A 24125-nucleotide genomic window follows, 5' to 3' on the forward strand; every position below is an offset into this window, starting at 1 on the left:
TCGTGGTGATCAAGCGGCGGCGCCGGGCGGCGCCGACGGCGCCTCTGGTGCTGCTCCTGCTGGTGGCGACCGGCTGCACGAGCACGTCGGACGCCCCGGCGAAGCCGTCCCGTACGTCCTCGGCGTCCGGGGCGCCCTCCGCCTCCGGGGCGCCCTCCGCCATCGGGGCGCCCCCCTCCGGCCTGGCCCGGGTCTGCGCCGAGCCCCCGGCCGGGCCGGCGAAGGCGCCGGCGGGCGCGGTGACGGTGGACCCCTCGGTGGTCGGCGATCTGGCCGCGAAGACCGAGAGCAGCCCCCCGCGCACCACGTTCTGGCTTCGGCCGGGCACCCACAGGCTGGAGCCGGACGCCTACGCCCAGGTCGTGCCCAAGGAGGGGAACCGCTATCTCGGCGCGCCGGGCGCGGTGCTCGACGGACGGAAGACCAACCAGTACGCGTTCGGCGGCACGGCCCGCGACGTCACCATCCGCCATCTGACCGTGGAGCGCTTCGTCGCGCCGAACAACGAGGGCGTGGTCAACCACGACATGGCCGACGGGTGGGTGGTCGAGCACGCGAGGATCCAGTACAACTCCGGCGCCGGGCTGATGGCCGGTGCACGCCAGCAGGTCCGCGCCAGCTGCCTGCGCGGCAACGGGCAGTACGGCATGAACGCCTACAAGACCGGCGACTCCATCAAGGGCCTGGTGGTCGAGGGCAACGAGGTCGTGGGCAACAACACCGACGACTGGGAGCGGCGGCAGCCGGGCTGCGGCTGCACCGCCGGCATCAAGTTCTGGGCGGTCGACGGCGCCGACATCCGCGGCAACTGGGTGCACGACAACCGCGGCGCCGGACTCTGGGCGGACACCAACAACAACGACTTCCGCTTCGAGGACAACGTCCTCGAAGCCAACGACGGTGCCGCGCTGATCTACGAGACCAGCTACAACGCGGTCATCCGGAACAACACGATCCGGCGCAACAACGTGGTCGAGGCCCGCGGCTACGCCGAGGACGGCGACGACTTCCCGTACGGGACCGTCTACGTGTCCGAGTCGGGCGGCGAGCCCCGCGTCCCCGCCCGCACGGACAAGATCGAGATCTACGGGAACGTGCTGGAGAACAACTGGTCCGGGATCACCCTGTGGGAGAACGCCGACCGGTTCTGCAACAGCCCGTCCAACACCTCCACCGGATACTGCACGCTGCTGGTGAAGGACCCCGCCCGCTGCGCGCCCCCGGCGATCGCCGCCGCGCCGCTCCGGGACGACTGCCGGTGGAAGACCCAGCGCGTGGACATCCACGGCAACCGCTTCGTCCTGGACAAGTCCGCCCTCGACTGCACGGTGGGGTGCGACCGCATGGCGGTGGTGGCCAACTCCGGTACGTCTCCGGACTGGTCGCCGTACAAGGGCGAGCGGGTGTCCGAGGCGATCACCCGCGGGCAGCAGAACCGCTGGCGCGACAACGACTACCTCGGGCCGTGGACGTTCGTCGCCCACGCCCCGGGCCGCACACTCAGCCTCGACGAGTGGCGGGGCGCGCCGTACCGGCAGGACGAGGGCAGCACCTTCCGCGCACGGGACGGTGGTTGAGTTGGTCGCGGACCACACGCCGAAGATCGTCGGCACGGCCTGGGCGCTGCTGGCGCTCAACACGCTCGGCTCCGCCGGGGCGAAGACCGTCGTCCCGCTCCCCCGCTCCCTCATCCAGATGGTCACGATGGGCGCGCTGGTCGCCGCGTTCGCGCTGGCGCTCGTCGTCAATCCCCGGCTGCGCGTCCGGGCCAGCGCCTTCCTCTTCCTGCTGACCCTGCTGCTCGTGCCGAGCGTGATCTCCAGCGTGCACCTGGAGGTCGGGGTCGGCGCGCTGTTCCGCTGCGCCCGGCTGACGCTCTTCGTCGCCACGCTGTGGCTGCTCAGCCGCTGGTGGGACGGCGGCCTGACGTTCGTCCGCCACCACATCCGGATGTACTTCGCGGTGCTCGTCCTGGTGGCCGCCGGGCTGCTCGTCGCACCGGGCACGGCCATGCCCGAGTACTACGGCGGGCGCCTCGTCGGCGCGCTGTGGCCGCTCACCCCGCCGCAGATCGGCCAGTACGCCGCGGTGGTCATCGGGCTGACCGTGCTGCTCGTGCTGGGCCGGCGGACCACCGGGGCCGGCGCGGCGGTCGTCGTCGTGCCGTCGCTCGTCCTGCTCGCGATGACCCATACCCGGACGGCCACGCTCGGCCTGATCATCGCCCTGACGCTGGCGATCGGCTCGCTCGTCCTGACCAGCGCCGCCGCCCGCCGGGTCTTCGCCTGGGCGGTGCTGTGCGCCACGGTGGCCGCGGTGGTGTTCAGCTCCGCGCTGCGGTCGTGGTTCCTGCGCGGGCAGAGCCAGGAGAACTTCTCCAACCTCACCGGCCGGGCGAAGGTCTGGGACGCCCTCCTGGCAGCGCCCCGGACGCTCGGGGAGCAGGCGCTCGGCACGGGTCTCGGCGACAAGTCGTTCGACGGGCTGCCGATCGACAACAGCTGGCTGGCCGTCTACCACGAGCAGGGTCTGGTCGGCGTCACCATCGTGGCGGCGATGATCGTCGTGCTGGGCGCCGTCGCGCTGCTGCGGCCGCCGTCGCTGCCGCGGGCCTGCGCGATCTTCCTGATCAGCTACTGCGCGATCTCCTCGTACACGGAGGTCGGTCTCGGCGACGCCTCCGCGTATCTGCTGCATCTGGCCCTGGCCGCCTCGCTCCTCGCGGCCCCCGCCGCGGCGGCCACGCCCCTCGCCGCACTCGTCCCCACGGCCCTGCCCATGACCGAAGTTCCCCGACGACGTATCCCGCGATGGGCCCGGAGGTGACCTGAGCATGCATGTCCTTGTCGTGCACAACCGCTATTCCTCGGCGCAGCCGAGCGGTGAGAACAGGGTGGTCGACGAAGAGGTGGGGCTGCTGCGCGCGGCCGGCCACCGGGTCGACGTCTTCGAGCGGCGCAGCGACGACATCGCCGCCCGGTCCCTCCTCGCCAAGGCCGCGGTGCCGCTCCTCGTGCCGTGGAACCCCGCGGTCCGCACGGAGCTCACCGCCCGGCTCCGCGCCGAGCGACCGGACGTGGTGCACGTCCACAACGTCTTCCCGCTCCTGTCGCCCGCGGTGCTCGCCGCCTGCGCCGACGCCGGTGTGCCCGTCGTCGCCACGCTGCACAACTACACCCAGGTCTGCCCGCCCGGCACCCTGCACAGGGACGGCCGGCCGTGCACCGAGTGCGTCGGATCGGCGACGGCGCTGCCGGCCGTCCGGCACGGCTGCTACCGGAACTCCCGGCTCGCGACGGTTCCGCTCGCGGTCAGCCTCTCGGTCAACCGGCGGCGCTGGTGGTCCGGCGTGGAGCGGTTCTTCTGCATCTCCGCCGCGCAGCGGGACGTCCTGGTGAGGTCCGGCATGCCGGCCGAACGGCTCGTGGTGAAGCACAACTTCGTGCCGGACCCGGGTGTCACCCGAGCGGGCACCGGCGAGCATCTGCTCTTCCTCGGCCGGCTCGCGGAGACCAAGGGCGTGCGGCTGCTCATGGCCGCGTGGGACGCGATCGCGGCGGACGGCGGTCTGGACGTGCCGCTCGTGATCGCCGGCGCGGGGCCGCTGGAGAGCGAGGTGTCCGCCTGGGCGGCGGGCCGCGACGACGTGCGGTACGTCGGTCTGTACGACCCCGCCCAGTGCCGGCGGGCCGTCGCGCGGTCGGTGGCCGTGGTGGCCCCCTCGATGTCCCTGGAGACGTTCGGCCTGGTGGTCGCGGAGGCGATGGCGGCCGGGGTCCCGGCCGTCGCCGCCGCTCACGGCGCCTTCGTCGAGCTCGTCGACGACGGGGTGACCGGGCTGCTGCACGCGCCGGGCGATGCCGCCTCGCTCGCGGCCCGCCTGCGCCGGATCGCGACCGAGCCGGCCCTCAACCGGGAGATGGGACTGGCGGCCCGGCGCCGTTACGAGCGGGACTTCAGCCCGGCGGTCGGTCTTGAGCGCCTGGTGGAGGAGTACCGCGCCGCGACAGCGGGGCGGTACGGCGGCGGGGACGGCCCGCCGCCGGTAGGGGACGAGAACACTGGCTCGCGGCGGGGAACCGCCGCGAGCGGGATGGGGGAATGAGATGACACGATGCCGACTCTGCGGCTCGGCGGCGCTGGCGAGCGTCGTCGACCTCGGGGCGACCCCGCCGTGCGAGAGCTTCCTCGCCGCGGACCGGCTGGACCTGCCGGAGCCGGCGTACCCGCTGCACCTGCGGGTCTGCACCGACTGCTGGCTGGCGCAGATCCCGCCGCTGATCACGCCGGAGGACACCTTCCAGGAGTACGCGTACTTCTCCTCGTACTCGACGTCCTGGGTGGAGCACGCGCGCACGTTCGTCGACGGCGCCGTGCAGCGGCTCGGTCTCGGCGGCGAATCCTTCGTGGTCGAGGTCGCGAGCAACGACGGGTACCTGCTCAGGCACGTGGTGGACCAGGGGATCCGCTGCCTCGGCATCGAGCCGTCGGTGAACGTCGGCGCCGCGGCGCGGGACGAGGGCGTCCCGACGCTCACGGAGTTCCTGAGCCCGGACACCGGCTCGGCCGTCCGCGCCGAGCACGGCCCTGCGGACCTGGTCGTGGCCAACAACGTGTATGCGCACATCCCCGACGTCGTCGGGTTCACCCGCGGGCTGCGCGCCCTGGTCGCCGACGACGGCTGGGTCTCCATCGAGGTGCAGCACCTGCTGACGCTGATCGAGGAGAACCAGTACGACACGATCTACCACGAGCACTTCCAGTACTACACGGTCGCGTCCGCGATCCGGGCGCTGGAGAGCGGCGGACTCACGCTCGTGGACGTCGAGTTGCTGCCCACGCACGGCGGCTCCATCCGGCTGTGGGCCCGGCCGGCCGAGGTGGCCGGCGAGCCGTCCCGGAGGGTGGCCGAGGTGCTGGACCGGGAGAAGGCGGCCGGGCTCCAGGAGCTGTCGGGGTACGCCGAGTTCTCCGCCCGGGTCGCCAAGGTGCGCCGGGACCTGCTGAGGTTCCTCATCGAGGCGGCCGAGCGCGGCGAGACGGTCGTCGGCTACGGCGCCCCGGGCAAGGGCAACACCCTGCTCAACCACTGCGGCATCCGGCCCGACCTGCTCGCGTACACGGTCGACCGGAATCCCTACAAGCACGGCAGGTTCACCCCGGGCACCCGTATCCCGATCCTGCCGCCCGAGCGGATCGCCGCCGACAAGCCGGACTACGTCCTCGTCCTCCCGTGGAACCTGCGGGCCGAGCTGGTCGAGCAGCTGTCCTTCGTGCACGAGTGGGGCGGCCGGCTGGTCTTCCCCATACCGGAGCTGAGCATCGTGGAGGTCAAGCCGTGAAGGTCGTGCTGTTCTGCGGCGGTTACGGGATGCGGATGCGCAACGGCGCCTCCGACGACGTGCCCAAGCCGATGGCGATGGTCGGCCCGCGGCCACTGATCTGGCATGTCATGCGCTACTACGCGCACTTCGGGCACAAGGAGTTCATCCTGTGCCTCGGGTACGGCGCGCATCACATCAAGGACTTCTTCCTCAACTACGAGGAGACGACGTCCAACGACTTCGTGCTGCGCGGCGGACGGACCGAGCTGCTGTCCACCGACATCGCCGACTGGACGATCACCTTCGCCCAGACCGGCATCGAGTCGCCGATCGGGGAGCGGCTGCGCCGGGTGCGGCACCACCTGGAGGGCGACGAGATGTTCCTCGCCAACTACGCCGACGTGCTCACCGACGCCCCGCTGCCGGAGATGATCGAGAAGTTCTCCCGGCGCGACGCGGGTGCGTCGATGATGGTGGTGCCGCCCCAATCCTCCTTCCACTGCGTGGAGTTGGGCGAGGACGGCCTGGTGGGAGGCATCACCGCGGTCAGCGAACTGCCGCTGTGGGAGAACGGCGGCTACTTCGTGCTCCGCCAGGAGGTCTTCGACCACATACCGGAGAACGGGGACCTGGTCGCCGACGGCTGCGCCGCCCTGGCCAAGGAGGGCCGGCTCGTGGCGCACCAGCACCGCGGCTTCTGGAAGCCGACCGACACCGTGAAGGAGCGGGCCGCGCTCGACGAGGCCTACGCCCGGGGCGACCGCCCGTGGGCCGTGTGGGAGCGGGACGGCGCGGCGGCGGCCGCGGCCGGCGCCGGAGCCCGGGCGTGATCCGGCTCGGGGCCGGGCGCCTCGACCGGGTCGTCGCGGTGGGCGCGCACTGCGACGACATCGCCATCGGCGCCGGTGGCACGCTGCTCACGCTGTGCCTCGCGCGGCCGGGCATCCGCGTGGACGCGCTGGTGCTCTCCGGCGGTGGCGGCGAGCGGGAGGACGAGGAGCGGGCCGCGCTCGCCGCGTTCTGCCCGGGCGCCGACCTGCGGCTGACCGTGCACAAGCTGCCGGACGGCCGGCTGCCCGCGCACTGGGACGAGGCCAAGGGGGCGATCGAGGAGCTGCGCGAGCGGACCGAGCCCGATCTGGTCCTCGCCCCGCGCACCGAGGACGCGCACCAGGACCACCGCGGCCTGGCGCAGCTCATGACCACCGCGTTCCGCGACCACCTCGTGCTCGGCTACGAGATCGTCAAGTGGGACGGCGACCTCGGCCGACCGGCGGCGTACCAGCCGCTGTCGCCGGAGATCGCCGAACGGAAGGTGCGGCTGCTGCAGGAGCACTACCCCTCGCAGCGGCACCGTCCCTGGTACGACCGGGAGGCCTTCCTCGGGCTGGCCCGGATCCGCGGCATCGAATGCCACGCGCGCTACGCCGAGGCGTTCGACATCACCAAACTCACTCTCGACCTGGGGGAATGAACCTTGCGCGTACTGCTGACCGGGCACCAGGGCTATCTGGGCACCGTCATGGCCCCCGTCCTCACGGCCGCCGGGCACGAGGTCGTCGGGCTCGACGCCGGCCTGTTCGCCGACTGTGTGCTCGGCCCGACGCCCGCGGACCCGCCGGGGCCGCGAGTCGACCTGCGCGACGTCACGGCCGAGCACGTGGCCGGGGTGGACGCCGTGATCCACCTGGCCGCGCTCTCCAACGACCCGCTGGGGTCGCTGGCTCCGGAGCTCACCTACGACATCAACCACCACGCGTCCGTGCGGATCGCGCGGCTGGCCCGCGACGCCGGGGTGCGGCGCTTCCTGTACGCGTCGACGTGCTCGGTCTACGGCGCCGCGGGCGGTGACGAACTGGTCGCCGAGGACGCCCCGCTGCGCCCGGTGACGCCGTACGCGGAGTCCAAGGTGCGGGTGGAGGACGACCTGCACGCGCTGGCCGACGGCGACTTCAGCCCGGTGTACATGCGCAACGCCACCGCCTTCGGCTACTCGCCACGGCTGCGCGCCGACATCGTGCTGAACAACCTGGTGGGCCACGCGCTCCTGTCCGGCGAGGTCCTCGTGCTCTCCGACGGCACCCCCTGGCGCCCGCTGGTGCACGCCGCCGACATCGCCCGGGCCTTCACCGCCGCGCTGAGCGCGCCGCGCGAGGCGGTGCACGACCGGGCGTTCAACATCGGCAGCGAGGTCAACAACGTCACGGTCGCCGAGATCGCCGAGCAGGTCGCCGAGGCGGTGCCCGGATCGAAGGTGCGGATCACCGGGGAGAACGGCGCCGACCCGCGGTCGTACCGGGTGGACTTCTCCCGGTTCCGTGCGGCGATCCCCGGCTTCGACTGCGAGTGGACCGTGAAGCGGGGCGCGCTCGAACTCGCGGACGCCTACCGGAAGCACGGGCTGACCCGGGAGGACTTCGAGCGGCGCTTCACCCGGCTCGCCGTGCTGCGCGCCGCGTCCGACTCCGGCGCCGTCGACGACACCCTGCGGTGGCGCCGATGACGGGGCCCGGCGAGGAGATGCACGCGCTGGTGGAGCGCCTGTACCCGCTGTGCCGGAGCATCACCGGTGACGGTGTGCGCGCGACGCTGGACATCGTCGGCGAGTACATCCCGCTGCAGGTCCACGAGGTCCCGACCGGCACGCAGGTGCTCGACTGGACGGTGCCGCAGGAGTGGAACATCCGGGACGCGTACGTCGCCGACTCCACCGGCAGGCGGGTCGTCGACTTCGCCGCGTCCAGCCTGCACGTGCTCGGCTACAGCGTGCCGGTGTCGGCGACGATGCCGCTGGCCGAGCTGCGCGGACATCTGCACACGCTGCCGGACCACCCGTCCTGGGTGCCGTACCGGACCAGCTACTACAAGCCGGAGTGGGGGTTCTGCCTGGCCCAGGAGACCCTGGACGCGCTGCCGGACGGTGACTACGAGGTGTGCGTGGACTCCACGCTCGTCGACGGACACCTCACGTACGCGGAGCACGTGGTCCCCGGGCAGGTCGCCGACGAGGTGATCGTCTCCTGCCATGTCTGCCACCCGGCGCTGGCCAACGACAACATGGCCGGCGTCGCGGTGGCGGTGTTCCTGGCCCGGGCACTGGCGGAGCAAAGGCCGTACCACACCTACCGGTTCGTCTTCGCCCCCGGCACGATCGGGGCGATCACCTGGCTGGCCCGCAACGCGGAGCGGATCGAGCAGGTCAAGCACGGTCTCGTGCTCGCCTGCGCCGGCGACCGCGGCCGACTGACGTACAAGCAGAGCAGGCGCGGCGACTCGGGGATCGACCGGGTGATGCGGCACGTGCTCGCCGTGTCCGAACGTCCGCACCAGGTCAACGAGTTCACTCCGTACGGCTACGACGAGCGGCAGTACTGCTCGCCCGGGTTCGATCTCGGCGTGGGTTCGCTCACCCGCACTCCGTACGCGGGCTACCCGGAGTACCACACCTCGGCGGACAACCCGGACTTCGTCTCCCCGGAGGCGATGGCGGACACGCTCGCCGTCTGCCGCGAGGCGTTCTCCGTGCTCGACCGCGACCGGCGGTACGTCAACCTCAGCCCGTACGGCGAACCGCAGTTGGGCCGACGCGGCCTGTACGAGGCACTCGGCGGCCGCAGCGACACGAAGCAGGCCCAGATGGCCATGCTCTGGGTGCTCAACCTCTCCGACGGCGAGCACAGCCTGCTGGAGGTCGCCGAGCGGTCCGGGCTGCCGTTCGACACCGTCGCCGCCGCGGCCGACGCCCTGCTCGGCGCCGGGCTGATCAAGGAGTGACCCCGATGACCACCACCGAAGGGGAGAAGACGACGAGATCCGCCGGGTCCGCCCGGCGGGCGATCGTCGGCCGGCTGTCCTGGGGGCTGGCCGACCAGGCGGCTTCCAGCATGACCAACTTCGCGGTGGGGATCTACGTGGCCCGCTCCCTCGGGCTGGCCGCGTTCGGCGTGTTCAGCCTCGCCTGGGTGACCTACGGCGTCGTGCTCAACGTCGCCCGCGGGCTGGCCACCGACCCCTTGGTGGTGCGCTTCAGCGGCGTGTCGGAAGCGTCCTGGCGCGGAGCGGTGGCCCGCTCGTCGGGCACCGCGCTCGGCGTCGGCGTGGCCATCGGCGCTGCGTGTGCGGCGGCCGGTCCGGCCCTCGGCGGCCCGTTGGGGACGGCGTTCCTCTGCCTCGGCGTCGCGCTGCCGGGACTGCTGCTGCAGGACGCCTGGCGGTTCGCGTTCTTCGCCGCCGGCGACGGGCGGAAGGCGTTCGTCAACGACGTGGTGTGGGGCGTCGCGCTCGTCCCGGCCATGGTCGTGGCGGCCCGCGTGGGCAGCGTGGCCGCTTTCCTGCTCGCCTGGGGCGGGTCCGCCGCCGTGGCCGCGGTGTACGGCTGCTTCCAGTCCGGCATCCGGCCGCGGCCGTCCGGGGCGCGCGAGTGGCTCCGCGAGCAGCGCGACCTCGGCTCCCGGTACCTGGTCGAGAACGTCAGCCTCAGCGGCGCGGGCCAGCTGCGGGCGTACGGGCTCGGCGCGATCGCCGGGCTGGGCGCGGTGGGCGCGGTCCGGGGCGCCGAGCTCCTGCTCGGCCCGTTCCTCGCCGTGCTGATGGGCCTGTCGCTCGTCACCGTCGCCGAGGCGGCCCGGGTGCTGCGGCAGGCCTCGCACCGACTCGGCGCCTTCTGTCTCCTGCTGGGCGGGGGGCAGGCCGCCGCCGCGCTCCTCTGGGGCGGGGCGCTGCTCCTCGTACCGGACCGGCTGGGCGAGCTCGTGCTCGGCGGCGTCTGGCACTCCGCCTCGCTGCTCGTCGTGCCGGCCACGCTCGGCGTCGCCGGCGCCAGTCTCGGCACCGGCGCGGCGGCCGGCCTGCGCGCGCTCGGCGCGGCCCGGCGCAGCCTGCGCTGCCAGTTGTTCGCCTCCGCCCTCTATGCCGGCGGCGGGCTCGGCGGAGCGGTCGCGGCCGGCGCGGTCGGCTCGGCCTGGGGCGTCGCCGCCGCGACCGTCGGCAGCTCCGCCGTGTGGTGGCTGGAGCTGCGCTCCGCCCTGCGCGAGCACCACCAAGAACCGATTCCCGAAGTGAGGACGTCATGACCGCCCACCCCCGGCTCGGCATCGGGCTGCCCGTGTACAACGGCGAGGAGTACCTCGCCGAATCCCTCGACGCCCTGCTCGGCCAGACCTACGAGGACTTCGAGCTGGTCATCTCCGACAACGCCTCGACCGACGGTACGCAGGAGATCTGCCGCGACTACGCCGCGCGGGACCCGCGCATCCGGTACATCCGGCTGCTCAGGAACATCGGTGCCGCGCCGAACCACAACTACGTGTTCACCGAATGCCACGGCGAGCTGTTCAAGTGGGCCTCGCACGACGACCTGTACGCCCGGGACCTGCTGCGGCGCTGCGTGGACGCGCTGGACGAGCGGCCGGACGTGATCCTCGCCCATGCCGACCAGGCGGTCATCGACGGCGACGGCCAGGTGAAGGTCCCGTACGAGTACGGGCTCGCCACCGCCTCCCCGAGCGCGCCGGAGCGCTTCCGCAGCATGCTGTTCGAGCCCGGCGGCGACGACTTCTACGGGGTGATGCGGGCCGACGTGCTGCGCCGGGTGAGGCCGCACGACAGCTACCACCACGCGGACCGCACGTTCGTCGCCGAGATCGGCCTCAACGGACGGTTCCACCAGGTGCCGGAGCTGCTGTACTTCCGCCGCGACCACCCGACCCGTGCCGAGCGGGCGAACCCGTCCAAGCGCTCCCGGTGCGTCAATCTGGACCCGCGCCGGGCGGGCGCGCTGCACCCGACGCCGCGGCTGCTCGCCGAGTACGTCTGGGGCTTCGTCGCCGCGATCCGGCGGGCGCCCCTGTCCGCGGCCGACCGGCGGGCGTGCTACCGCCACCTGGCCGAGTGGATGAGCAGCCGGGCCCGGCCGGGCGCCGGCGAGCGGGTCGAGGACCGCGCGCCGGTCGACCCGAGCAGGCTGACGGTCTCCGTCGACGCCCTCGTCGCCGGGCGGGAAGGTCGGCGGGCATGACTCCCGTACGGGTGGGGGTGTTCGGCCTGCTCGGCTCCGGCAACCTCGGCAACGACGGGTCCTTGGAGGCCGTGCTCGGATACCTCCGCGACCGGCACCCGGGCGCGGTCGTGGACGCGCTGTGCGGCGGGCCCGAGGTCGTGACGGCGCGGTTCGGGATCCCCGCGACGCGGCTGCACTGGTACCGCGGGGAGTACCGGACGGCGTCACGCGCGGGCGCGATCGCGGGGAAGGGCCTCGGCAAACTGGTCGATGCCTTCCGCACCGCCGCCTGGGTGCGGCGGCACGACGTCGTGATCGTGCCGGGCATGGGCGTCCTGGAGGCTACGCTGCCGCTGCGGCCGTGGGGCTTCCCGTACGCGCTGTTCCTGCTCTGCGCGTCCGGCCGGCTGACCGGCACCCCGGTCGCGCTGATCGGCGTCGGCGCCGCTCCGATCGCCGAACGGCCCACCAGGGTTCTGGTCCGCTGGTCGGCGCGGCTCGCCGCGTACCGGTCGTACCGGGACGACCTGTCGCGCGACGCGATGCGGGCGATGGGCGTGGACACCGCGCGCGACGAGGTCCATCCGGACCTCGCGTTCGCCCTGCCGGCACCGCCTGCGAGGACGCCCTCGGACGCGCCGGGGACGGTCTGCGTGGGCGTCATGGACTTCCACGGCGGGAACGACGACCGCGCCCGGGCCGAGGAGATCCACCGGCGGTACGTCGACGGGACGACCCGCTTCGTCCGCGCGCTGGTCGAGGACGGCAGGCAGGTCCGGCTGCTCACCGGCGACGCGTGCGACGCGCGGGTGGTCGCCGCGATCCTCGACGCGGTGGACTCGCCGCTGGTGACCGCCGCCGAGGCCGCCTCGCTGGCCGACCTGATGAAGGAGACGGCGGCCGCCGACACCGTGGTGGCGACCCGGTACCACAATCTGATCTGCGCGCTGAAGGCCGGCACACCGACGCTCGCGCTCGGCTACGCGGCGAAGAGCGAGGCGCTCATGGACCGGATGGGGCTCGCCGCGTACTGCCACCCGGCGCGCGAGGTCGACGCCGACCGGCTGCTCGACCAGTTCCGGGAGCTGGAGAAGCGGTCGGCCGAGCTGCGCGGGACCCTCGCCGAGCGGAACGTGACCGCCGCCCGACAACTCGACCACCACTTCGCCGCCCTGACCGCGGCGCTGTTCCCGACGTCCGACCACGCCACCACCCAGCGGAAGGCACCATGAAAGCGACCGAAGTCCCGGAGATCGCCGGCGCGTACCTGTTCGAGCCGACGCCGCACGCCGACGAGCGCGGCTTCTTCAGCCGTACCTTCGACGCCGACGTGCTCCGCTCGGTGGGCCTCGACCCGAACGCCTTCGTCCAGGACAGCCTGTCCCGCTCGGTGCGGGGCGTGCTGCGCGGCCTGCACCTGCGCTCCGGCGCCGGCGAGGCCAAGCTCGTGCGGTGCTCGTACGGGAGGATCTTCGACGTCGTCGTGGACCTGCGGGCGGACTCGCCGACCTACGGGAACCGGGCCTTCTTCGAGCTGTCCGACGAGACGCAGGCGACCCTGTACATCCCGGCGGGGTGCGCCCACGGCTTCCAGGCGCTGACCGAGATCGCCGACACCTCGTACCGGATCGACCGCCCGCACGATCCGGCCGAGGACGTGACGATCGCCTTCGACGACCCGGAGCTCGCCATTCCCTGGCCGCTGCCGGCCACCTCGATGTCCCGGCGGGACCGGGAGGCCCCGAGCCTCGCCGAGGCCCTGAAGCAGAAGGAGAGCTGAGGCCGACGTGGACACCCGAGACACCGGCGAGCTCGTCCTTCCCCGGTCGCGGGAGGCGAACGAGCGGCTGCACGCCCTGATCCCCGGGGGCGCGCACACCTACGCCAAGGGCGACGACCAGTACCCCGAGAACCTGGCCCCGGTCATCAGCCACGGCCGCGGTGCCCATGTGTGGGACGTCGACGGCAACCGCTACATCGAGTACGGCTCCGGTCTGCGGTCGGTCAGCCTCGGCCACGCCCACCCCCGCGTGGTCGAGGCGGTCCGGCGGGAGCTCGACCGCGGCAGCAACTTCGTCCGGCCGTCCTTCGTGGAGGTCGAGGCGGCGGAACGCTTTCTGGCGACGGTGCCGACCGCGGAGATGGTGAAGTTCGCGAAGAACGGCTCCGACGCGACCACCGCCGCCGTGCGCCTGGCCCGCGCCGTCACCGGCCGGCCGCGGGTGGCCCTCTGCGGCGACCACCCCTTCTTCTCCACCGACGACTGGTTCATCGGCACCACACCGATGTCCGCCGGGATCCCGGCCGCGACCGAGGGGCTCACCGTGGCGTTCCCTTACGGGGACCTGGCCGCCACGGAGGAGCTGCTCACCCGGTACAAGGACGAGGTCGCCTGTCTGATCCTCGAGCCCGCCACCCACACCGAGCCTCCGCCCGGCTACCTCGCCGGCCTGCGCGAACTGGCCGACCGGCACGGCTGCGTCCTGGTCTTCGACGAGATGATCACCGGCTTCCGCTGGTCCGAGGCGGGCGCCCAGGGCCTGTACGGCGTCGTCCCCGACCTCTCCACCTTCGGCAAGGCACTGGGCAACGGCTTCGCGGTCTCCGCGCTGGCCGGCCGCCGCGACCTGATGGAGTGGGGCGGACTGCGCCACTCCGGCGACCGGGTCTTCCTGCTGTCCACCACCCACGGCGCGGAGACGCACTCGCTGGCCGCCGCGATGGCGGTGCAGACCACCTACACCGAGGAGGACGTCACCACACGGCTCCACACCCTCGGCGAACGCCTGGCCACCGGCGTGCGCGACGCCGCGGCCTCCATGGGCGTCGGCGACCACATCGTCGTCCGGGGCCGGGCCAGCAACCTGGTCTTCGCCACTCTCGACGAGAACGGGCAGCCCTCGCAGGAGTACCGCACGCTGTTCCTGCGCCGCCTCCTGGCGGGCGGCGTCCTGGCCCCGTCGTTCGTCGTGAGCAGCGCGCTCAGCGACGCCGACATCGACCACACCGTCGATGTGGTGGCCCAGGCGTGTGCGGTGTACCGGAAGGCCCTTGACGCGACGGACCCCACACCTTGGCTGGCCGGACGCCCGGTGAAGCCGGTGTTCCGCCGCTCGGTGTGAGGTCGCGTCAGCGGCCTTGCCGCCGACCGGCGTCGGCCTTCCCCTCGGCTCGCCGGTCGGCCTTCCCCTCGGCCCGCCGGTCGGCCGTCCGGTCGACCAGCCACGCGGTCGCCGGGACCACGGCCAGCGCGGTACACCAGCCACCGAGCGCATCCGTCGGATAGTGCGCGTCCAAGGCGACCTGCGCCCAGCCCATGGCGCCGCCGGCCACGAGTGCCGCGGCGAGCACGAGTGCCGTGCCGGCCGGCCTGCCGAGGCCGAGCCGGCCGGTCACGACCAGCGCCACCACGAGGGCGAACGCGGTGAGAAAGGCGGTGTGGCCGCTCGGGAAGGACAGGTTCTCGCCATGGATGGTCCGTGCCACGACGGGCTTGAGCAGCTTCGTCGCCCCCACGCTGATACCGACGCCTGCCACGACGAGCACCGCCGCCCGAGGACGCCGAAGGGCCAGGCAGCCCGTCACGGCGGCCGCCACGAGCAGCGCCGCCCCGACGGGTTCCCCCAGGAAGTCCGTGGCCAGGGCGACATGCCGCCACCGCGGCCCCGCACCGTCCACGGCCGACCGGATCCGCGTGTCCACCGCGCCGGGCCCGCTGTCACCGGCGTACAGCACCCAGAGCGCGACGACCGTCAGCGCGGCGAGAACCGCGACCGACCCGAGCCATACGCGCACCGAAGGGTGCAGCACCGCGGGCGGCCGGCCCGCGGTCCGGCTGTTGCGTAACACCGCGCCCTCCCGTCAGAGCCGACGACGTCGGGCCGCGTCCAGGGCCTCCTTGACGTCCGCCACCACACGGGCCGCGTCCTCGGGGTTGTTGACCACGTCAGAGCGGTTCATGTCGACGACGAGGACGTCGCTGGCCGAGTAGTGCTTGTTCACCCAGTCGTCGTAGCCGGACCACAGCGTCCGGTAGTACTCGACGAGGCTGTCGTCCTGCTCGAAATCGCGGCCCCGCAGCCCGATGCGGTGCAGCACGGTGTCGAAGTCCGCCTTGAGGTAGACCATGAGATCGGGCGCCTTGCGGTACGGCAGGCCGTCGATCTCGCGCATCATCTCGTCGAGCAGGCCCTCGTACACCTGCATCTCGAGGGAGCTGATCCGGCCGAGGTCGTGATTGACCTTGGCGAAGTACCAGTCCTCGTAGATGGACCGGTCCAGGACGTTGTCGTCCTGCTGGTACGCCGCCTTGATCGAGGCGAACCGGGTCCGCAGGAAGTGCAGCTGGAGCAGGAACGGGTAGCGCTTGGCCTGGATCTCCTCGGGGCTCGCCGTGTAGAAGAGCGGGAGTATCGGGTTGTCGTCCACGCTCTCGTAGAAGACCTCGGTGCCCAGCTCCTTGGCGAGCAGCTCGGCGACGCTCGTCTTGCCGATCCCGATCATGCCTCCGACGCAGATCACCGACATACCTCACTTCTCCTGGGAGTCTTCGCTCGTTCCCAGGGGTCGTGGTGATCGGTTGCCGCACACGGCGACGGGCCACCGCCCCGCGGGCCGCCTTGAAGCATAGAGGAAAAGCGGGGCTCCCCGGCGGCGTGACCCTCGGCGACGTCCGACGAGGCGGGTGCCCCTTCAGTCCCGTAGCGACAGCTCGGCGATCACATGGGTGCCGCCGGACTTCGTGTGGACGGTGCAGCGCCGTGCGTACGCCTCGACGAGGTCCAGGCCGCGTCCGCCGCAGGCGATCTCCCCCTCGTGCCGGGGGCGGCCGGGGCACGGCCGCCACCGGCCGTTGTCCTTGACCTCCACAGAGAGTGTCGAGAGGTCGGCGGAGAGCAGCAGCGCCACGTCGGGGCCCCCGCTGTGCCGCACCGCGTTGCCCACGAGCTCGCTCACCACGAGCCTCAGGGCGTCGTCGATCCCGGCCGGCAGGCCCCAGTACGCCGCCACACCACGGGCGAACCGTCGCAGGGCCGGCACCGAAGCGGCGGTCGCCACCGTCAGACATCCGGCGGTCCGCCGGTCCGGGTACGACGCGTCCGGTCGGTCCTGCGGATGGATCACGGGCCGGTCCTCGGCGAGGACGACCGGGCTGAGGCACGGGCTGATGGACATCGGGTCTCCCGAGACGGCGGGTGGTTTCCCCCGCTCTCCACGATCGGCGAGCGCCCCGACGGAAACAATCCGGGTCGGCCGCTTTAGGGGTACTCAAGGCATACGTATAGGTGGCGACGCGCAGGAGGCCGGTCAATGCTCCGGGCCCGGCTCCCCCAGGGTGCCGGCCACGTCCTTGCGCGTGGTGCGCAGCTTGCGCAGTACGCGGGCCACGTGGTTCTCGACGGTCCGCGTCGACAGGTACAGAGTGTCCGCGATGGCCTGGTTGGTCGCGCCGGCCGCCAGCAGCTCCGCCACCTGCTGTTCGCGGGGCGACAGCCGGTCCCCGTAGCCGCGGCGGCCCGGAGTGTCCGGCTGGGTGAGGCCGAGATCCCGCGTCAGGTGGTGGCAGCGCGAGACGTCGGCCTGCGCGCCGAGCGCGGAGTACGTGTCGACGGCCGCCGCCAGGAGCTCCGCCGCCTCGGTCGGCCGGCCGTGCAGGGCCAGCGCGTGGCCCTGGCGTTCGGTGGCGTGGGCCGCCTCGTACGGGCGCCCGATGCCCAGCCACCCGCGTCGGGCGGCTCCGAAGTCCTCCGCCGCGCGAGCGGGGTCGTCGTCGAGGCGGAGGAGCCCACGGGCCAGGTGGATCTCCGTCTGCGCCGCCGGTGCGTCCCGGCCCCGGAGCCCTTGGTGCGCCTCCTCCACGAGCCGCTGGGCCGAGGAGCGGTCGTCGCAGGCGAGGGCCGCCTCGACGGCCACGGGGACGAGGCCCGTCGCCTTGGTCCAGGCCTGAGCGCGACGCAGCACGGCGAGGGCGGGTTCGGCCGCGGCCCATGCCTCCTGCTCGGCTCCCTGGGCGAGCCGGACGGACATGAGGCCGACGGTGCCGCGCAGCTCGGTGCTCACGGCGATCTGGCGTGCTCCGTGCTGCACGGCCTGTTCGAAATGCTCCAGCGCCGGGCCGCGCTGCCCTCGGGCGAAGGCCATCGTGCCGAGGGCGAGCAGGCGCTCCGCGTGGGGCACGCTGATGTCCGGATACGCGGCGATCAGAGCGTCGAAGCGGTCCTCGAGACCGTCCCAGCGCCCGGCGAGGGTGTCCAGCCACAGTTCGAGCACGCGCCCGTAGCACTCCACGATCACCGCGCCGGCACGACGGCCCTGCTGCCGGCTCTCCGCGACCAGCTCGGCGGCGCGGGCGTCGTGCCCGAGGGCGATGGCCGCCTCGGCGACGTTGTGGAGCGCCCGGGCGGTCTGCCACTGCTTGGCCGGGGAGTCCAGGTCCCGGGGCAGCCGGTCGAGGAGGTCCCAGAGGGCGTGGTCCCCTCGCCAGCCGAGCAGGGTCAGCCGCGTCGCGTCGTACGCGGCCTGGAAGTCCGCGTCCCCGCTGTCGTCGAGCGCCTGCCGGGCCCGTTCCATCCAGCGTGCCGACCATTCGGGACCGGCTCGTTCGTTGAGCGCGAGGGCGAGCAGGCCTCGGCCGGCCGTGACGGGGCGCTCCTCCAGCTCGTCGACCGCGAGTTCGAGTTCGCGCACCCAGGACGGGGACGTCGACTCGTTCAGGAGCAGCAGACCGAGCCCCAGGCGGATCTCCCCGCGGACCGGCCTCAGCAGGTGCGGGTCCTCCACCAGGCGCCGCAGGAGCCGGGCGGCGGCGGCGAAGTCGACGCCGTTGTACGCGATCCGCGCGAGCGCGGTGGCGGCGCGGGAGCGACGCTCGGTGTCGAGTCCGGGCTCGTCGAGGATCCGGTGGAGCAGCGCGGCGGCCGTGCCCTGGTCCCCGACGGCGGCGGCCTGCTCGGCGGCCTCCTCGGCTCGGCGCAGCCACGCGGCGCGGTCGCCGAGCGCCAGGGTGTGATGGGCGATCTGCACGAGCGGGGCCGGCGTCCGCTCCTGGAGCGCCTCGATGGCCGAGCGGTGCAGCCGGGTCCGTCGCGGGGCGGGGGTGTGCCCGTACGCCACCTGCTGGGCCAGGACGTGCCGGAACGCGTACCGGTGGTCCTCGGTCTCGCGGAGCAGGGAGCTGCGCAGCGCCTCGACCAGCGCGTCGGTGCCGGTCTCGGCGTCCAGCCCGGCGACGGCGGCGAGCAGCTCCTCGTCGGAGGGGACTGCCAGCACGGCCGCGGCGGCGACGATCGCCGCGCCGGCCGGGGACAGACCGGCGAGCCGCTCGGTGACCGCCTCGCGCAGGCCCTTGGGCACGTCGGTGTCCTGGAGGCGCCGGACCACCTCCCGCTGGTCGGTCGTGCCGCCCTGCTCGGCGAGGGTGAGCAGATCCTCCTCGGCGACCAGCGGCAGGCCCTCGCTCCGTTCGTACAGCGCGGACGCCAGCGCGGGCGTGGCGACCGGGCCGAGCGCGGCGGAGGCCAGCTCCCGGACCTCCTCGGGCGTGAGCGGGCCGAGCCTGATCACCGCGCCGCCCGCGCCCGAAGGATGACGGTAGGCGGCTCCGAGTACGGAGGTGTCCGGGGGCAGGTCCTCGGCACGGTAGGTGAGCACGAGGCCGAGCTCGTCCGGCGGGTCGCGGGCGAGCAGCAGGAGCAGGTCCCTGGTGGCCTCGTCCACCCAGTGCATGTCCTCGATGATCAGCACGGTCGGCCCGAGGGCGGCGAGGAGTGCGCGGACGCCGTGGACCAGCCGGAGGCGCTCGGCCTGCTCCCCGCCCTGCGCCGCGGGCGCCGACGGGAGCCGGTCTGCGAGGCCCGGCAGGAGCCGGACCAGTGCGCCGACGGTGTCGGGCAGGCCGCTGTCCGGCAGCCAGGGAGCGGCCTTGGTCAGCGCGTCGGACACCGGTCCGTAGGGGAAGGGCTCGCGCAGCGGCTGGCAGAAGCCGATGAGTACGGGCCTGTCGCCCTCCGCGCGCAGCGCGGCGGCGGCCTCGCCGACCAGCCGCGACTTCCCGATGCCGGCTTCGCCCTCGATCAGGACCACCGCGGGCGGGTGCCGCACCGCTTCCATGAGCAGGTCCAGCTCACGTCGGCGTCCCACGTAACGGAATGTGCCGACCGTCGCGGCCGCTCCCGGGCCGAGTGACCCCGCCACGCGCTCACCCACCTCGCCCCGGACGCCCCCGGCTCTTCCAGCCTAAGCGTGGCCGACGTGACGGACGACCGGGCGCCCGGGGATCAGACGGCGGTGTACCCCGCGGCGTACTCCTCGGTGGGCGGGACGACGGTGATCACGTCGATCAGTACGCCGTCGGGCGCGGCCACGATGAAGTGGCGCTGGCCGAAGTCCTCCGTGCGCAGCGGCAGCACCTCGCGCAGGCCGGCCTCCGTCACGAGCCGCCGGTGCTCGGCGTCCACGTCGTCCACCTCGAAGTTCAGGAGCAGGCCGCCTCCGAGGGCGACCCGGTGGCCCTCGGGGACGGTCGGGTGGGCGTGGTCGAGGAGGGCCAGCTCGTAGTGCGGGGCGTCGGGGCGGCGCAGACTCACGTACCAGTCGGCCTCGAAGGTCACGTCGAACCCGAGGTGGCGGGTGTAGAAGTCGCGGGAGGCGGCCACGTCCCGGGTGGCGAGTACGGGGTAGAAGCCGCCGAGCTTGGCCGTGGGCACGGTGGCGTGTTCGTTCGTCATGGCATGGGCCCTTCGCATCCGTTTCACATACCCGGGGTATGTGAATCCTGGCGTTAGCATACCCCGGGTATGTGAAAAGGAAAGGGCGGTGCGCCTGATGGCGGTCAACCGAGCGGAACAACGAGCGGCCACGCGGCAGGCGCTGCTGGCCGAAGGGCGGCAGCGGTTCGCCGCCGACGGGTACCACCACGTGGTGCTGGCCGAGGTGGCCCGGGCCGCCGGGGTCACCAAGGGGGCCGCCTACCACCACTTCGAGAGCAAGGCGGGGCTCTTCCGGGCCGTCGTCGCCGAGGTCCAGCGCGAGCTGGGCGAGCGGGTCGCGACCGAAGCCGAGCGGTACGAGGACCTCTGGGAGCAGCTCCGGGCCGGCTGCCGGGCGTTCCTCGCCGCGGGGACCGACCCGGCGGTGCGGCAGATCCTGCTGGTCGACGCGCCGACCGTGCTGGGCTGGGACGAGTGGCGGGCCCTGGACGAGGAGTCCTCCGCACGACACCTCGCGGAGGCCCTGGCGGCGCTGGCCGCGGCCGGGATCATCGCCGACCAGCCGGTGGAGCCCCTGGCCCGGCTGCTCTCGGGCGCGATGAACGAGGCAGCCCTCTGGATCGCCGGGGGCGGCGACCCGCGGGCCGCGGAGCAGGCGCTCGACCGGCTCCTGGCGGGACTGCGCATCCCCGACGTGCTTCAGGCGCACGCGGGGGGCGTGCCCGCACGGGAGGGGCACGCCGCCCGGACGCCGCCCCCTGGAGAGTGATTGCGCGGCTCGGGCCCGTAGGGCGGGCCGGACCAGGGCATCGTCGTGGCGACGTCGTGGCCGAACCGGAGGACACCCCATGGCCGACCCCTTGACCGAAGCCCAGCAGGACGTGCAGAAGTACCGGGACCTGCTGCAGAGCGACCCGCAGAGCCCCGATCGGAACCCCTGGCGCAACGCGCTGGCGTCGGCGCTGTGCGACCGGCTGGCCCCGACGCTGAAACCGCTGCGGCCGGACGATGCCGCGGCCGCGGCACGCGAGGGCATCGCCATCACCCGGGAGCTGCTCGCGGAGGGCGCCTTCCCGCAGTCCCGCCAGGGGTTCGCCCGGCGGATCGCGGCGGCCGCCGAATACCTTCCGGCCGCCGAGGCGGTGACCGCCACCGAGGCGTCGACGGCGATCTACCGGGAGCTGGCCGAGGCGCGGCCGGACGACATGGAGCAGATCGCCTGGCTCGCCTGGGTGCTCGCCGGGAAGCTCGCCCCGCGCCGGGCGGCGGCGCAGCAGACCGACGGGGCGGCGGCGTCCGCGCGGGAGGCGGTGCTGCTCACCCGGCGGATCCTCGCGGCGCCGGTCCTGCCGCCGAACGCCGCCGGACACGCCCTGCTGATCGGCGACACCGCGCGGTACCTGCCACCCGGCGAGGCCGTCGACGCCACCGCGGTGGCGATCGACGTGTTCCGCAGGCTGTCGGCGGCCGACCCGGGGAACCTGCGGCTGCGCGACCAGGTGGCGGAGTCCCTGTCCGGCCGCCTCGCCCCGCGCCAGGCGGCGGTGGGGCGGCACACCGAGGCCGAGGAGTCCGCCCGCGAGTCCGTACAGATCACCAAGGACGTCGTCCAGGACCCCGCCGCCGCGGGGAACCTCAGGGGCTACGGCCGCCGGATCCTGATGGTGGCCCAGTACCTGCCGGTCGAGGAGATGCTGCGGGAGACCGAGTTCGCCGTCGGTCTCTACCGCCGCTTCGCCCACCTGGACCCGCACAACGAGGGCGCCACCGGCGACCTGGTGTGGGCGATGACCGTCTGGGCCGACCGGCTGGACCGGATCGGACGGCACAAGGCGGCGAAGGCCGTACGGGACGACGCCGCCAAGGTCGCCGAGTACGGCGAGCACAGCCTGGCCGGCGAGGACGTCCGCTTCCTCCCGTGCACCCCGGTCTCCGTCGTCTCCCGCCACCTGGGCCAGCTGGACGTGTTCGCGGTGGGCGAGGACGGCCGGGTGTGGAGCCATTGGTGGCACACGATGTGGCACGAGTACCTCTCGCTCGGCACGAAGACCTTCCCGGACGGGACCGTGGTCTCGGCGGTGACCCGGTCCCGCGACTACCTGGACGTCTTCGCGGTGGACGGCGACGGGCGGCTCTGCACCATCTGGTGGACGGCCGCAGACGGCTGGAAGCCCGAGTGGGTCCCCGTCGCGGGCAGCGGGATCTTCCCCGCGCTCACCCCGGTGACCACTCTCAGCCGCAACTCCGACCTCATGGACGCCTGGCTCGTGGACCGCGACGGCACGGTCAACGGCGTGTGGTGGAACGGGCAGTGGAAGGGCTGGTACACCCTGCCCGGCCCGAAGTTCCCGCGCTGCGCGCCGATCACCTCGGTCAGCCGCAACGACGACACCATGGAGATCTGGGCGGTCGACGAGCACGGTGCCGTCTGGGGCATCGGCTGGAACGGCACCTGGGACCCCGCCAACTGGACCCTCATCGGCGGCAAGACCTTCCGGCCCGGCACCAGGATCGCCGCCGCCTCGCGCGACACCGACAAGATGGAGATCTGGGCCGTCGACGAGAACGGCGAGGTGTGGGGGTGCTGGTGGGACGCCGGCTGGCACGACTGGTACCGGATCCCGGGCATGACGTTCCCTCAGGGCACCCCGCTCTCCGCGACCAGCCGACGGGACGGCTCCCATCTGGAGTTGTTCGGGGTCGGGGCGGACGGCTGCGTGTACGGGGCCTGGTTCGACGGCGACAACTGGAACCATCCCGGCGAGGACGGTCAGCCGAAGTACTGGTTCCGCAGGGGGACGGAGAAGGACAAGCTCCCGCCGCTCACCCCGCTCGCGGTGCAGCTGCGCGTCGTCCCCCCGCCGTCCCACCTGTTCGCGATCGACGTCTTCGGGGTCGGCACCGACGCGGGCATCCACGGCACCAGGTTCCTCGAGAGCTGGCGGCCCTGGTACCGCCTGCCCGTCCCCGTCATCAAGTTCCAGAAACCCATCGAGAGCGGCGGCCTCGCGGCACTCGGCGGCTGGGCGGGGGTGAACGTCTGCATCGACGGAAGCCTCCAGTGGTACGGCCACGCCCACGACAGCGGCGCGGACGGCTACGACTTCGGCGTCGCCTTCTACCTGCGCAGCGAGAAGCGCATGATCGCCCTGTCGCACAACGGCAGCGTGTCGGCCTCCCGCTCGGATCACGACTGGGAGGAGATCCACCCGCCGAACGGGGCGGTCGCGGGGATCCTGTCGGACCTCCTCGGCGCCGAAGCCTCCATGAACATGCAGTACACGAGCCATATCGGGCAGACCCTGGAAGGCGTCGTCTCCCTCGGGCTCAAGTGGTTCGTGGGGTCGGTGCTCGGCGACGTGGCCGGCGGGCTCGCCATCTTCGCCGGGGTCGAGCTCGGCTCCCTCATCGCCACCGGGGAGTTCGGCGCGGGCGCGGTGATCCTGGAGGAGGTCCTGTGGATGGCCGGCCCCGGGAACACCCTGCTCGCCGTGGCCGCCCACGCCATCACCGAACTCGGCTACGACGAGAAGGAGATCCCCCTGGAGGCGTACGAACTCATCGACGAGCACGTCTTCCACCACACCCTCCCCGCGCACGAGGATCTCCGCATCACCAACATCGGCGGGGAGGCGAGCAGCGGCGAGCAGCGGCCCTTCACGATGTCGTCCCCCGTCGGCGGCAAGATCCGCCTGAACATGGGCCAGGCGGGTTTCGACGACCCCATCGGCTACGGCGTCGGCAAGGCGGGGGCCACCGGGCTCCCCATCATCCCGTACGAGGTCCTCGTCCACGAGCTCGTCCACGCGTGGCAGATCAGGTGGACGGGCTTCGACCTCTCCTGGTTCGCCGACGCCACGTCCGCCTCGGTCGAGGGAGAGACGTCGTACCTGTACGGTCCGCCCGGACCGGAGTTCGCCGGCGGGTTCACCATCGAGGGCCAGGCCCAGATCGTCTCCGACTGGTTCAGCGAGCACGCCGCCAACGCGACCGACCCGAAGGCCGGCTTCGCGCAGCTGACGGAGAACAAGGCGGTGACCGACCCCTATTTCCGCTACATCCAGGACAACATCCGGCTCGGGAACTACTGATCGG

Annotated in this window: 20 protein-coding genes; 15 read left to right on the forward strand and 5 right to left on the reverse strand. The window is 72.9% G+C overall.

The window, feature by feature from the left end; translation table 11 throughout:
- Positions 1-2 precede the first annotated feature (2 nt).
- From SGA01_RS07960 to SGA01_RS08020, 13 genes are read left to right on the forward strand one after another with little or no spacing between them, the layout of a single operon-like run.
- Entirely contained in the window at positions 3-1577 is a 1575-nt protein-coding gene (locus SGA01_RS07960; RefSeq protein WP_141294676.1) for a right-handed parallel beta-helix repeat-containing protein, read from the forward strand.
- Position 1578: 1 nt separating this feature from the next.
- Positions 1579-2826: an O-antigen ligase domain-containing protein gene (locus SGA01_RS07965; protein WP_141294678.1), complete on the forward strand. Its 1248-nt coding sequence runs from the start codon at positions 1579-1581 to the stop codon at positions 2824-2826.
- A gap of 7 nt (positions 2827-2833) precedes the next feature.
- Positions 2834-4105, forward strand: a complete 1272-nt coding sequence (locus tag SGA01_RS07970; RefSeq protein ID WP_141294680.1) for a glycosyltransferase — start codon at positions 2834-2836, stop codon at positions 4103-4105.
- 1 nt (position 4106) lies between these two features.
- Positions 4107-5342, forward strand: a complete 1236-nt coding sequence (locus SGA01_RS07975; RefSeq protein WP_141294682.1) for a class I SAM-dependent methyltransferase — start codon at positions 4107-4109, stop codon at positions 5340-5342.
- The gene (locus tag SGA01_RS07980; RefSeq protein WP_024759341.1) at positions 5339-6154 is read left to right on the forward strand and encodes a sugar phosphate nucleotidyltransferase; all 816 of its coding nucleotides are present in this window, start codon (positions 5339-5341) and stop codon (positions 6152-6154) included. The genes SGA01_RS07975 and SGA01_RS07980 overlap by 4 nt, the downstream gene beginning before the upstream one ends.
- The gene (locus SGA01_RS07985) at positions 6151-6798 is read left to right on the forward strand and encodes a PIG-L deacetylase family protein (RefSeq protein ID WP_141294684.1); all 648 of its coding nucleotides are present in this window, start codon (positions 6151-6153) and stop codon (positions 6796-6798) included. The genes SGA01_RS07980 and SGA01_RS07985 overlap by 4 nt, the downstream gene beginning before the upstream one ends.
- Positions 6799-6801: 3 nt before the next feature.
- A complete protein-coding gene (locus SGA01_RS07990) occupies positions 6802-7827 on the forward strand; it encodes an NAD-dependent epimerase/dehydratase family protein (RefSeq protein ID WP_141294686.1) in 1026 nt (341 codons plus the stop codon).
- Entirely contained in the window at positions 7824-9098 is a 1275-nt protein-coding gene (locus SGA01_RS07995) for a DUF4910 domain-containing protein (protein ID WP_174867227.1), read from the forward strand. The genes SGA01_RS07990 and SGA01_RS07995 overlap by 4 nt, the downstream gene beginning before the upstream one ends.
- 5 nt (positions 9099-9103) lie before the next feature.
- Positions 9104-10396: an MATE family efflux transporter gene (locus SGA01_RS08000; protein ID WP_141294689.1), complete on the forward strand. Its 1293-nt coding sequence runs from the start codon at positions 9104-9106 to the stop codon at positions 10394-10396.
- On the forward strand, positions 10393-11340 hold the full coding sequence (locus SGA01_RS08005) for a glycosyltransferase family 2 protein (RefSeq protein ID WP_141294691.1): 948 nt from the start codon (positions 10393-10395) through the stop codon (positions 11338-11340). Before SGA01_RS08000 ends, SGA01_RS08005 begins: the two co-directional genes overlap by 4 nt.
- The gene (locus tag SGA01_RS08010) at positions 11337-12554 is read left to right on the forward strand and encodes a polysaccharide pyruvyl transferase family protein (protein ID WP_141294693.1); all 1218 of its coding nucleotides are present in this window, start codon (positions 11337-11339) and stop codon (positions 12552-12554) included. The genes SGA01_RS08005 and SGA01_RS08010 overlap by 4 nt, the downstream gene beginning before the upstream one ends.
- A complete protein-coding gene (rfbC, locus tag SGA01_RS08015) occupies positions 12551-13102 on the forward strand; it encodes a dTDP-4-dehydrorhamnose 3,5-epimerase (RefSeq protein ID WP_141294695.1) in 552 nt (183 codons plus the stop codon). The genes SGA01_RS08010 and rfbC overlap by 4 nt, the downstream gene beginning before the upstream one ends.
- A gap of 7 nt (positions 13103-13109) precedes the next feature.
- Complete coding sequence (locus SGA01_RS08020) at positions 13110-14444, forward strand: glutamate-1-semialdehyde 2,1-aminomutase (RefSeq protein WP_141294696.1); 1335 nt, start codon at positions 13110-13112, stop codon at positions 14442-14444.
- Between the two features lie 7 nt (positions 14445-14451).
- Here the strand turns inward: SGA01_RS08020 and SGA01_RS08025 are convergent, their stop codons facing one another.
- The 5 genes from SGA01_RS08025 to SGA01_RS08045 form a co-directional block, all read right to left on the reverse strand.
- Positions 14452-15171: a phosphatase PAP2 family protein gene (locus SGA01_RS08025; RefSeq protein WP_141294698.1), complete on the reverse strand. Its 720-nt coding sequence runs from the start codon at positions 15169-15171 to the stop codon at positions 14452-14454.
- A gap of 12 nt (positions 15172-15183) precedes the next feature.
- Complete coding sequence (locus SGA01_RS08030) at positions 15184-15849, reverse strand: deoxynucleoside kinase (RefSeq protein WP_141294700.1); 666 nt, start codon at positions 15847-15849, stop codon at positions 15184-15186.
- A 165-nt stretch (positions 15850-16014) separates the two neighbouring features.
- Positions 16015-16497 carry an ATP-binding protein gene (locus SGA01_RS08035; RefSeq protein WP_141294702.1) on the reverse strand — a complete coding sequence of 161 codons (483 nt, stop codon included), beginning with the start codon at positions 16495-16497 and terminating at the stop codon, positions 16015-16017.
- Between the two features lie 132 nt (positions 16498-16629).
- On the reverse strand, positions 16630-19461 hold the full coding sequence (locus SGA01_RS08040) for an ATP-binding protein (protein WP_229918288.1): 2832 nt from the start codon (positions 19459-19461) through the stop codon (positions 16630-16632).
- Positions 19462-19598: 137 nt separating this feature from the next.
- Positions 19599-20048, reverse strand: a complete 450-nt coding sequence (locus SGA01_RS08045) for a VOC family protein (RefSeq protein WP_141294704.1) — start codon at positions 20046-20048, stop codon at positions 19599-19601.
- Between the two features lie 97 nt (positions 20049-20145).
- Between SGA01_RS08045 and SGA01_RS08050 the strand changes: the two genes are divergently transcribed.
- Positions 20146-20799, forward strand: coding sequence for a TetR/AcrR family transcriptional regulator (locus SGA01_RS08050; protein ID WP_141294705.1), 654 nt, complete (start codon positions 20146-20148; stop codon positions 20797-20799).
- A gap of 79 nt (positions 20800-20878) precedes the next feature.
- Complete coding sequence (locus tag SGA01_RS40945; protein ID WP_167534041.1) at positions 20879-24121, forward strand: PLL family lectin; 3243 nt, start codon at positions 20879-20881, stop codon at positions 24119-24121.
- Positions 24122-24125 lie beyond the last annotated feature (4 nt).

This window comes from Streptomyces gardneri, from assembly GCF_006539185.1.
GTDB classification, from domain to species: domain Bacteria; phylum Actinomycetota; class Actinomycetes; order Streptomycetales; family Streptomycetaceae; genus Streptomyces; species Streptomyces gardneri.